The sequence below is a fragment of the Streptomyces sp. NPDC054834 genome, from assembly GCF_053611185.1.
This window is the reverse complement of record NZ_JBSGZV010000080.1, coordinates 1-10,671: the sequence shown is the minus strand read 5'-3', so window position 1 is coordinate 10,671 and position 10,671 is coordinate 1. Positions and strand designations below refer to the sequence as shown.

The following is a 10,671-nucleotide window of genomic DNA, read 5'->3' as shown; positions in this document are numbered from 1 at the left end:
ACCATGGCGAACCCGACCGCCCGCAGCCGCGGCGCGGGCGTTCCCGCCCGCCGGACGATGACCGCGGCCGCCCGCGCGGCGGCCAAGCGGGTGGAGCACCGGAAACAGCCCGAGGGGCAGCGCTCCGCGGCGGAACCGCTCTCGGGGCGGACCCTGGTGATCGAGAACCCGGACGGCTGGGACGACCCGCCCGAGCCGTCGCCGGAGTGCCCCGAGGACGAGACACCACCACCTCCGTCCCGACGGTGGCTGCTCGGCGCGGTGCTCGGCGCCCTCCTCGTCGTGGGCCTGGTCGCGGCATCTTTGCTCGGGTGGCAGTACCGGGAGGGGCGGCGTGCGGAGGCCGCGCGCGGCGCGGCGCTCTCGGCCGCACGGGAGGCCGCGCCGGTCGTGCTGTCGTACGACTACCGGCATCTGGACCGGGATTTCGCCCGGGCCCGGGAGCGTCTGACCGGGCACTTCCGTGACGAGTACCGCAAGACCACGGCGAGTGTGGTCGGGCCGACGGCCAGGAAGTACCACGGGGTGGTGAAGGCGACGGTCGCCGAACCCGCGAGCGGTGGCGTCCCCGCGGCCTCCGTCGTGTCGGCCGCACCGGACCGGGCCGTGGTGCTGCTCTTCGTCAACCAGGTCACACAGAGCACTCAGGTCTCGGGTTCCCGCCTGGATCTTAACCGGGTGCGGATGACGATGACCCGCACCTCCGAGGGCTGGAAGGTGAGCGCCGTCGACGCACTCTGATCAGCATCTTCGCCATGCCCCCGCGCCTTACGCGCGGGGGTTTTGCTGTGCGTGCGCTCTTGACAGCGCTCCCCGACCAAAGGCAGTCTTCCATTGAGCAGAAACCAACTTCCACGATACGAGATATGCGAACCAGTGTCACCACGAAAGGGAGCGCCGGCCCCATGGGATTCGCAGAGCAGCGTTTCACCGTCAACCTGTCGATCCTCTTCACGGAACTCCCGCTCCTGGAGCGCCCCGCGGCCGCCGCCGCGGCCGGCTTCGCCGCGGTCGAGCTGTGGTGGCCCTGGGCCGACTCCCCCACCCCCGAACGAGCCGAACTCGACGCCCTGAAGCAGGCGGTCGAGGACGCGGGCGTGCGGCTGACGGGCCTCAACTTCTACGCCGGAGAACTGCCCGGACCCGACCGCGGCGCCCTGTCCGTCCCCGGCGAGGAGTCAGCGAGGTTCCGCGCCAACATCGACGTGGCCGCCGACTTCGCCGGGTCCCTGGGCTGCAAGGCGCTCAACGCGCTGTACGGCAACCGCGTCGAGGGCGTGGACCCGGCACAGCAGGACGCGCTGGCCCTGGAGAACCTGGTCCTCGCCGCCCGGGCCGCCGACCGCATCGGCGCGATCCTGCTGATCGAGACGCTCAACAGGCCGGAGTCGCCGCTGTACCCGCTGGTGTCCGCCCCGGCGGCCATCGGCATCGCCGACAAGGTCGACGCGGCGACCGGTCTCGGCAACGCGAAGTTCCTCATGGACCTCTACCACCTGTCCATGAACGGCGAGGACCTGCCGTCGGCGATCGAGAGTCACGCGGCGAGGACCGGTCATGTGCAGATCGCCGACAACCCCGGGCGCGGTGCACCCGGAACGGGCTCGCTGCCCCTCGAAGACCTCCTCGATCAGCTGAAGAAGGCGGGCTACGACGGCTGGGTCGGCCTCGAGTACAAGCCGGGTGACCGCCCGAGCACCGAGGCCTTCGACTGGCTGTCCCGCTGACCCTCCTTACCGAAAGGCACCACGCCATGAGCGTCCTCGCCGCTTCCTCCCACCCGACCCGCCCCGCGATCGCCTGGATAGGCCTCGGCGTCATGGGCTCCCCCATGTCCGAGAACCTGATCAAGGCCGGATACGACGTCACCGGCTTCACCCTCGAACAGGAGAAGCTGGACCGCCTGGCCGCCGCCGGCGGCACCGCGGCCGGTTCGATCGCCGAGGCCGTCCGGGACGCCGACGTGATCATCACGATGGTGCCCGCCTCCCCGCAGGTCGAGGCGATCGCCTACGGCCCGGACGGCATCCTGGAGAACGCCAGGTCCGGCGCCCTGCTGATCGACATGTCCTCGATCACCCCGCAGACCTCGGTCGACCTCGCGAGGGCCGCCGGAAAGAAGCGCATCCGCGTGCTGGACGCGCCCGTCTCCGGTGGTGAGGCCGGCGCGATCGAGGCCGTGCTGTCCATCATGGTCGGCGGCGAGCAGACCGACTTCGACACCGCGAAGCCGGTCTTCGACGCGCTGGGCAGGACCATCGTGCTGTGCGGCCCGCACGGCTCCGGCCAGACCGTGAAGGCCGCCAACCAGCTGATCGTCGCCGTGAACATCCAGGCGTGCGCCGAGGCCGTGGTCTTCCTGGAGAAGTCGGGCGTGGACCTCGAGGCCGCGCTGGACGTGCTGAACGGCGGCCTCGCCGGCTCTACCGTGCTGACCCGCAAGAAGGACAGCTTCCTGCGGCGCGACTTCCAGCCGGGCTTCCGCATCGACCTGCACCACAAGGACATGGGCATCGTCACGGACGCCGCCCGCGCCGTCGGCGCGGCCCTGCCCGTCGGTGCCGTGGTCGCCCAGCTGGTGGCCTCCCTGCGCGCGCAGGGCGACGGCGGCCTGGACCACTCGGCCCTGCTGCGGGCCGTGGAGCGCCTGTCGGGCGCGCGGGTCTGAGCGTCCCCCTTCTCCGACACATTTCCCCCGGGACTTCCGGCCCGTGGCGCCGCCGACATCTGTCCTGTCGCGCCCAGGCGGCGCCACGGCCCGGAACCGAGGACCGCGGCGGAGTGCGCCGCGGTCCTCATCGCTTATCCGGTTGAGCTCGCACGGCCCAGGCGTGTTGGCTGGCCCGCATGGTGCTCGGAGAACTGGTGAGACTGCGGCCGCTGGAACCGTCGGACGCGGAGGCGATGTGGCGGTGGCACAACGACCCCGACGTGATGCGCTGGATGAGCGACGGCTATCCCTCGTCACTGGCCCAGGTCAGGAAACGGATGGAGGAGCGGCCGCCCAACGGGTACGGCCAGGTGCTCTTCGGGGTCGAGGTGCCCGCCGACGGGAAACTCATCGGCATGGTCCGGCTGCGTGACGCCGAACCGGAGACCGGGTGCGCCGAGCTCGACCTCTATCTCGGTGAGAAGGACTACTGGGGGCGCGGCTACGCCACGGACACGATGCGGACGATCTGCCGCTACGGCTTCCAGAAGATGCGGCTGCACAAGATCAGGCTGACCGTCGTCACCGAGAACCACGCGGCCCACCGCGTCTACCAGAAGGTCGGCTTCGTCGACGAGGGCAGGCTGCGGCAGGAATTCCGGCGCGACGGCCAGTGGTACGACATGTTCACGATGGGCCTGCTGGAGGACGAACTGCGCTGACGCCCGCGCCGCCGGTCCCCCGGGGTGCGGATCGGTGCCGCCCGCAGCAGCCTGAAGGCATGACACATCCACCGACACGGCATCCGCACATCGTGGTGCACTCCCCTGCCCTGGACGGCTCCCGGCGGGTCACCGAGGGTGATGTGACCCTGGGGATCGCCTCCCATCTGGACGACGTGGTCGAGATCCTGCGGCTGGCCGACCTGGACCGGATCGAGGTCGAGGAGAGCGACCTCATCGACTGGCAGGGTGGCGGACCGGACGACTGGCCGGGGCTGTCCGAGCACGAGCTGTAGCGGCGACGCCCAGGCCGGCGGCCGTATGCCGCCCACGCAACCTCAAATGAACCTCTGAACACGGCGGAGGAGGCTTCAACCGCCCCGGCCGCCGGGCACATTACCGGTACGCGCGGCCCGCCGGCACGGGGGCGGCGGGCCGCGCGCGGGGGTGCCTCATGGACCGTACGACGCCGATTTCGCCGGACCCGTGCGCGATCGCCCTGCTGCGGGGCGGCGACCGCGCCGCCGTGACCGTCGCCGTGCTCGGACTGCATCTGCGCGGCGCCGTCGACGCAGGCCGGCCGGGCACCCTGCGCAGGACCGGGACGGGGAACGGCGCGGCCTTCCGCCATCCCTTGGAGAGGGCGGTACGCACCGGCCTCTACCGGCCGGCCGGACCACGCGAGTTGCCCAGCCGGGCGGTGGTGCGGCAGGCCCTCGCCAGAATGCGTGCCGAACTGACGGCGGCCGGGCTGCTGCGTTCGCTGCCGCCGGGCCGCACTCGGGCCGCCCGCGCTCACCTGGCGGCGCTGCGCGAGCGCCATCCGCTCCCCGAAGGCGCCGACGGCATGGCGGAGGACGAGGTGCTGATCGCCGTCGCGCTGTACGGGGAGCGGGCCCTGAGCGCTCTGCTGCCGCGTTTCGCCCGCGAGGCCGGGCTCACCGGCCGCGGCGCGCTCGCGGACGAGGGCCTCTTCCCCTTCGGCCGGGGCAGCGGCATCCGCGGCATCGTCGGCGACGAGGGACTGACCGGAGAGGGCGTGGGCGACGCTCGCGACGGACATGGGTACGGACACGGGTACGGACACGGGCACGGGCACGGGTACGGACACGGGCACGACTTCGGGTGTGGTGGCGGGGGCGGCGGCCTGGACTGACCCGGGCGAGCCGAAGGCCGGGGCCGGAGTACTGAGCGGCGTTCGTGCTGCGGGGGTGCTGACCTTCGTCTCAGACCTTCAGCGGCCGGATCGCCGTCGGCGCGTGGCCGGGCTCGGTCGCCGGTTCCTCGAACTCGACCACGTCGCCTATGTCGTTGGTGCCGGACATCGAGATGTCGGTGACGCGTTCGAGGATGACCTCGATCACGACCGGCACCCGGAACTCGGCGGCGAGCTTCTTGGCCTGCTCGAAGGCCGCGCCCAGTCCGGCCGGGTCGGTGACGCGGATCGCCTTGCAGCCCAGGCCCTCGGCGACCTTGACATGGTCGACGCCGTAGACGCCCAGCTCGGGTGAGTTGACGTTCTCGAACTCCAGCTTGACCTGGAAGTCGATGTCGAACGCCCGCTGTGCCTGGCGGATGAGGCCCAGATAGGAGTTGTTGACCAGGACGTGGATGTAGGGGATCTTGTGCTGCGCGCCGACCGCCAGCTCCTCGATCAGGAACTGGAAGTCGTAGTCGCCGGACAGGGCGACGACCTGCCCCTCGGGATCGGCCGTGGCCACGCCGAGCGCGGCCGGGACGGTCCAGCCCAGCGGGCCCGCCTGGCCGCAGTTAATCCAGTGCCGCGGCCGGAAGACGTGCAGCATCTGGGCGCCGGCTATCTGCGAGAGGCCGATGGTGGAGACGTACCGCGTCTCGGGGCCGAAGACCTTGTTCATCTCCTCGTAGACCCGCTGCGGCTTGATCGGTATGTCGTCGAAGTGCGTACGGCGCTGGAGTGTGGCCTTCTTCTCCTGCGCGGCGGCGGCCCAGTGGGAACGGTCGGGCAGGGCGTCCCGAGCCTTGAGCTCGCGGGCCGCCTCCACGAAGAGTTCCAGTGCCGCCTTCGCGTCGGAGGTGATGCCGTAGTCGGGTGCGAAGATCCTGCCGATCTGGGTGGGCTCGACGTCGACGTGGACGAAGGTCCGGCCGGCCGTGTAGACGTCCAGCCGGCCGGTGTGGCGGTTGGCCCAGCGGTTGCCGATACCCAGGACGAAGTCGGACTCCAGGAAGGTCGCGTTGCCGTAGCGGTGCGAGGTCTGGAGGCCGACCATGCCGGCGTTCAGCTCGTGGTCGTCCGGGATGACTCCCCAGCCCATCAGCGTCGGAATCACCGGGACTCCGGTCAACTCGGCAAATTCGATCAGGAGTTGGGAGGCGTCCGCATTGATGACCCCGCCGCCCGCCACGATCAGTGGCCGCTCGGCGGCGTTGAGGAGGGCGATCGCCTTCTCGATCTGGGCGCGGGTGGCGGCCGGCTTGTAGACCGGGAGCGGCTCGTACGTCTCCGGGTCGAACTCGATCTCGGTGAGCTGGACGTCGCTCGGCAGGTCGATCAGCACCGGGCCGGGGCGGCCGGAGCGCATCAGGTGGAAGGCCTGCTGGAAGACGCCGGGAACCTGGGCGGCCTCCAGCACGGTGACGGCCATCTTGGTCACCGGCTTCGCGATGGAGGCGATGTCGACGGCCTGGAAGTCCTCCTTGTGGATCACCTTCGTAGGCGCCTGGCCCGTGATGCAGAGGATCGGGATCGAGTCGCCGATGGCCGAGTACAGGCCGGTGATCATGTCGGTGCCGGCCGGGCCGGAGGTGCCGACGCAGACGCCGATGTTGCCGGGGCGGGTGCGGGTGTAGCCCTCGGCCATGTGCGAGGCGCCCTCGACGTGCCGGGCGAGGGTGTGGGCGATACCGCCGGAGGCCTTGAGAGCCGCGTAGAAGGGGTTGATCGCCGCGCCCGGCACACCGAACGCGTCGGTGACGCCTTCGCGCTTGAGGATCTCAACTGCCGCGCGGGCAGCGGTCATACGAGCCATCGAGTACTCCTGCTTCGGCTGACTTCGACTGTCTTCGACTGCCGGATTCGCACTCCCGTCGCGCCCCGCGGCGAGCTGAATTCCGTATAGCGGAATAATTTTTCTATATCTCGGAAGAAAATGTAGGTGGGTGCGGGAAGGGCGTCAAGAGACGGCAATCAGGGGACGGCCGGTGTCCCAAGCGACGGACAGACGGACGGCGCGTGGAGCACGATGGGGTTCCGGCCTCGACGCGACGCCTTGGAGTGGGCCATGCCCGAAAGCGTGCCGGTGCGCTGCCCGGCCTGTCGGCGCGAGCACGTCTACACCGCGCCGGCCCATCCCTGCGTGTGCGGCGCACGGGTCGCCCCGGCGCTGGACCGCCAGTCCGCACCCACCGTCGTCATCCACCGCGTCTGGGACGAGGACTGGATCACCGTCCGCTGCGGCTCCTGCCGACGCCCGACGCAGTGGCCGCGCCCCGAGTTGGGCTGCCCGTGCGGAACCCTGCTGCACATACCGGTGGCGGTGGCGGAAGGGGGCTCCGACGGTCTCACCGTGCGCCCCGCCACCGAGCCCCTTGCCATCCGTACCGCGCGTGATGCCGTCACCGCCGCTGTGCTGTATCTGCGGCGGCTCGGCTATGCCGGGATACGCCGTGCCGACCAGCGGCCGCCTTCCGGGGTGGGGCTTGCCGCGCGGGGACTGCTCGCTCAGGTGGATCCGGCGGCGCGCCCGGCATCGTTGCGGGACGTGGAGTGTCTGTGGCTGACCGCCATGACGGATTCTGTGGACTGCGTCTACTTCTCCCTCGCCGGGTACGCAGGGGACGCCCACGCACGCGCGGACGCCCTCGGCATCCCCCTGTTCCTCCTCGACCTCACGGGCGTTCCACGGCCGGTCAACGGCGCCGCCGACGAACTGCACGCCACGAGGGCCTGACCAAGCACACGCCGCCCCGGTCACTCCGTGCCCGACACGGCGAAGCCCCGGGCCGGCGAGCCGAGATCCGAGACATCTCGCTCACCGGCCCGAGGGCCTCTCTTGTCACGCCCGCCGCCGATCACCTGGTTCCTCGGAGTGACGCTCGCCCCGTGCTCCCGGCCGAGCGTCACTCCCCAGCGAGGATCAGGACGGCTGCTGGGCTGCTAGACGACCACGTGCGTGTCCGTCGCGGCGTCCCCGGCGAAGTCGCCATCCCCGCTGTAGGCCGCAGAGATGGTGTACGGGCTCCCCTGCGCGTCCGCGTACGTGTGGGTGGTCGTCAACGTTCCTCCGACGAGGGTTTGAGTGACGATCAGCGACCCGTCGCCGAAGTCGAACGCGACCGTTCCCGTCGGCGTCCCCGCACCCGGGGCGTCCGCGGTCACCGTCGCGGTCACCGTCACCGCCTCGCCCGGGGCCGACGGATCCGGCGCATCCGTCAGAGCCAGGGTGGTCGCCGCCGCGTTGACGGTGTGGCCGCCCGCACCCATGGACCCGGTGAAGTCGCCGTCACCACCGTACGCAACAGTGACCGTGAACGGAGATCCCGATGTCGTCGCGTAGGCGTGCGTGGTGGTGGCCACACCACCGGCCAAGGCCACCGGAGCCGAGAGGTTCCCGTCACCGAAGTCGAAGACCACCGCCCCCGACGGAGTCCCCGCACCCGGCGCCACCGGAGTGACGTGGGCGACGAAGGTCACCGGCTGACCCACCACGGAGGGGTCGGGCAGGTCGTCGAACACGCTGGTGGTGGTCGCCGCCGCGTTGACGGTGTGGCCGCCCGCACCCATGGACCCGGTGAAGTCGCCGTCACCAAGGTACGTCGCAGTGACGGTGAACGGAGACCCTGAGGTCGTCGCGTAGGCGTGCGTGGTGGTGGCGACACCACCGGCCAAGGTCAGAGTCGAGAGGTTCCCGTCACCGAAGGCGAAGATCACCGTCCCCGACGGCGTGCCCGCACCCGGCGCCACCGCCGCCACCGTCACCGTGAAGGTCACCGACTGACCCACCACCGACGGATCCGGCGCATCCGTCAGAGCCGTGGTGGTCGCCGCCGCGTTGACGGTGTGGCCGCCGGCGCCCGTGGACCCGGTGAAGTCGCCGTCACCACCGTACGTCGCAGTGACGGTGAACGGAGACCCTGAGGTCGTCGCGTAGGCGTGCGTGGTGGTGGCGACACCACCGACCAAGGCCACCGGAGCCGAGAGGTTCCCGTCACCGAAGTCGAAGACCACCGACCCCGACGGCGTGCCCGCACCTGGAGCCACCGGCGCCACCGTCGCGGTGAAGGTCACCGGCTGACCCACCACCGACGGATCGGGCGAAGACACCACCACCGTAGTGGTCGACGCCTGATTCACCGTCTGCGTGTCAGAGCCAGTCGAGGAGGTGAAGTTGCCGTCCCCGCCGTAGGAGACGGTGACGGGGAATGGACTCCCGGTCGTGGTCGTGTAGGCGTGAATCACCGTCGCAGTGTCACCCGCCAGGGTCACCGTCTGGACCGGGCTGCCGTCGCCGAAGTCGAATGTGAGCGACCCCGACGGCGTGCCCGCACCCGGCGCCACGGCAGCGATGGTCGCGGTGAACATCACCGACTGCCCCACCACCGACGGATCCGGCGAAGACACCACCACCGTGGTCGTCGACGCCTGATTCACCGTCTGCGTGTCGGAACCCGTCGAACCGCTGAAGTCACCATCCCCGCCATAGGAGGCAGTGACGGGGAACGGACTCCCGGTCGTGGACGTGTAGGCGTGGTTGACCGTCGCCGTACCACCCGCCAGGGCCACCGTCTGGACCGGACTGCCGTCACCGAAGTCGAACGTGACCGACCCCGACGGCGTGCCCGCACCTGGCGCCACCGGCGCCACCGTCGCCGTGAAGGTCACCGGCTGACCCACCACCGACGGATCGGGCGAAGACACCACCACCGTGGTCGACGACGCCTGATTCACCGTCTGCGTGTCAGAGCCAGTCGAGGAGGTGAAGTTGCCGTCCCCGCCATAGGAGGCAGTGACGGAGAACGGACTGCCCGTCGTGGTCGTGTAGGCGTGGTTGACCGTCGCCGTACCACCCACCAGGGCCACCGTCTGGACCGGACTGCCGTCACCGAAGTCGAACGTGACCGTCCCCGACGGCGTGCCCGCACCCGGCGCCACGGCAGCGACGGTCGCGGTAAACGTCACCGACTGCCCCACCACCGACGGATCCGGCGAAGACACCACCACCGTGGTCGACGACGCCTGATTCACCGTCTGCGTGTCAGAGCCAGTCGAACCGCTGAAGTCACCATCCCCGCCGTAGGAGGCGGTGACGGGGAACGGACTCCCTGTCGTGGACGTGTAGGCGTGGTTGACCGTCGCCGTACCACCCACCAGGGCCACCGTCTGAACCGGGCTGCCGTCACCGAAGTCGAACGTGACCGACCCCGACGGCGTGCCCGCACCCGGCGCCACGGCAGCGACGGTCGCGGTGAACATCACCGACTGCCCCACCACCGACGGATCCGGCGAAGACACCACCACCGTGGTCGACAACGCCTGATTCACCGTCTGCGTGTCAGAGCCAGTCGAACCGCTGAAGTCACCATCCCCACCGTAGGAGGCAGTGACGGGGAACGGACTCCCGGTCGTGGACGTGTAGGCGTGGTTGACCGTCGCCGTACCACCCGCCAGGGCCACCGTCTGAACCGGGCTGCCGTCACCGAAGTCGAACGTGACCGACCCCGACGGCGTGCCCGCACCCGGCGCCACGGCAGCGACGGTCGCGGTGAACATCACCGACTGCCCCACCACCGACGGATCGGGCGAAGACACCACCACCGTGGTCGACGACGCCTGATTCACCGTCTGCGTGTCAGAGCCAGTCGAGGAGGTGAAGTTGCCGTCCCCGCCATAGGAGGCAGTGACGGGGAACGGACTGCCCGTCGTGGACGTGTAGGCGTGGTTGACCGTCGCCGTACCACCCGCCAGGGCCACCGTCTGGACCGGACTGCCGTCACCGAAGTCGAACGTGACCGACCCCGACGGCGTGCCCGCACCTGGCGCCACCGGCGCCACCGTCGCCGTGAAGGTCACCGGCTGACCCACCACCGACGGATCGGGCGAAGACACCACCACCGTGGTCGACGACGCCTGATTCACCGTCTGCGTGTCGGAGCCAGTCGAGGAGGTGAAGTTGCCGTCCCCGCCATAGGAGGCAGTGACGGGGAACGGACTGCCCGTCGTGGTCGTGTAGGCGTGGTTGACCGTCGCCGTACCACCCGCCAGGGCCACCGTCTGGACCGGACTGCCGTCACCGAAGTCGAACGTGACCGACCCCGACG

Annotated in this window: 9 protein-coding genes; 7 read left to right on the top strand and 2 right to left on the bottom strand. The window is 70.3% G+C overall.

Annotated elements, in window-relative coordinates; all coding sequences use genetic code 11:
• The first annotated feature begins 3 nt into the window (after positions 1 to 3).
• The 6 genes from ACWGJM_RS47015 to ACWGJM_RS46990 all read left to right on the top strand — a co-directional run bounded on the left by ACWGJM_RS47015 (position 4) and on the right by ACWGJM_RS46990 (position 4,528).
• A complete protein-coding gene (locus tag ACWGJM_RS47015; RefSeq protein ID WP_453417936.1) occupies positions 4 to 741 on the top strand; it encodes a hypothetical protein in 738 nt (245 codons plus the stop codon).
• Positions 742 to 905: 164 nt separating this feature from the next.
• Positions 906 to 1,727: a TIM barrel protein gene (locus tag ACWGJM_RS47010; protein ID WP_453417935.1), complete on the top strand. Its 822-nt coding sequence runs from the start codon at positions 906 to 908 to the stop codon at positions 1,725 to 1,727.
• A 26-nt stretch (positions 1,728 to 1,753) separates the two neighbouring features.
• Complete coding sequence (locus tag ACWGJM_RS47005) at positions 1,754 to 2,668, top strand: 2-hydroxy-3-oxopropionate reductase (protein ID WP_453417934.1); 915 nt, start codon at positions 1,754 to 1,756, stop codon at positions 2,666 to 2,668.
• A 179-nt stretch (positions 2,669 to 2,847) separates the two neighbouring features.
• Positions 2,848 to 3,372, top strand: a complete 525-nt coding sequence (locus ACWGJM_RS47000) for a GNAT family N-acetyltransferase (protein ID WP_453417933.1) — start codon at positions 2,848 to 2,850, stop codon at positions 3,370 to 3,372.
• Positions 3,373 to 3,431: 59 nt separating this feature from the next.
• Entirely contained in the window at positions 3,432 to 3,668 is a 237-nt protein-coding gene (locus ACWGJM_RS46995) for a hypothetical protein (protein ID WP_453417932.1), read from the top strand.
• A gap of 158 nt (positions 3,669 to 3,826) precedes the next feature.
• Entirely contained in the window at positions 3,827 to 4,528 is a 702-nt protein-coding gene (locus tag ACWGJM_RS46990; RefSeq protein ID WP_453417931.1) for a TIGR04222 domain-containing membrane protein, read from the top strand.
• A gap of 70 nt (positions 4,529 to 4,598) precedes the next feature.
• Here the strand turns inward: ACWGJM_RS46990 and gcl are convergent, their stop codons facing one another.
• Positions 4,599 to 6,383, bottom strand: a complete 1,785-nt coding sequence (gcl, locus tag ACWGJM_RS46985; RefSeq protein ID WP_453417930.1) for a glyoxylate carboligase — start codon at positions 6,381 to 6,383, stop codon at positions 4,599 to 4,601.
• Between the two features lie 252 nt (positions 6,384 to 6,635).
• On the opposite strand from gcl, the gene ACWGJM_RS46980 reads away from it, so the two are divergent.
• A complete protein-coding gene (locus ACWGJM_RS46980; protein WP_453417929.1) occupies positions 6,636 to 7,304 on the top strand; it encodes a hypothetical protein in 669 nt (222 codons plus the stop codon).
• A gap of 206 nt (positions 7,305 to 7,510) precedes the next feature.
• Here the strand turns inward: ACWGJM_RS46980 and ACWGJM_RS46975 are convergent.
• Positions 7,511 to 10,671 (bottom strand): beta strand repeat-containing protein (locus ACWGJM_RS46975; protein ID WP_453417928.1); only part of this gene is annotated, 3,161 nt, incomplete at its 5' end.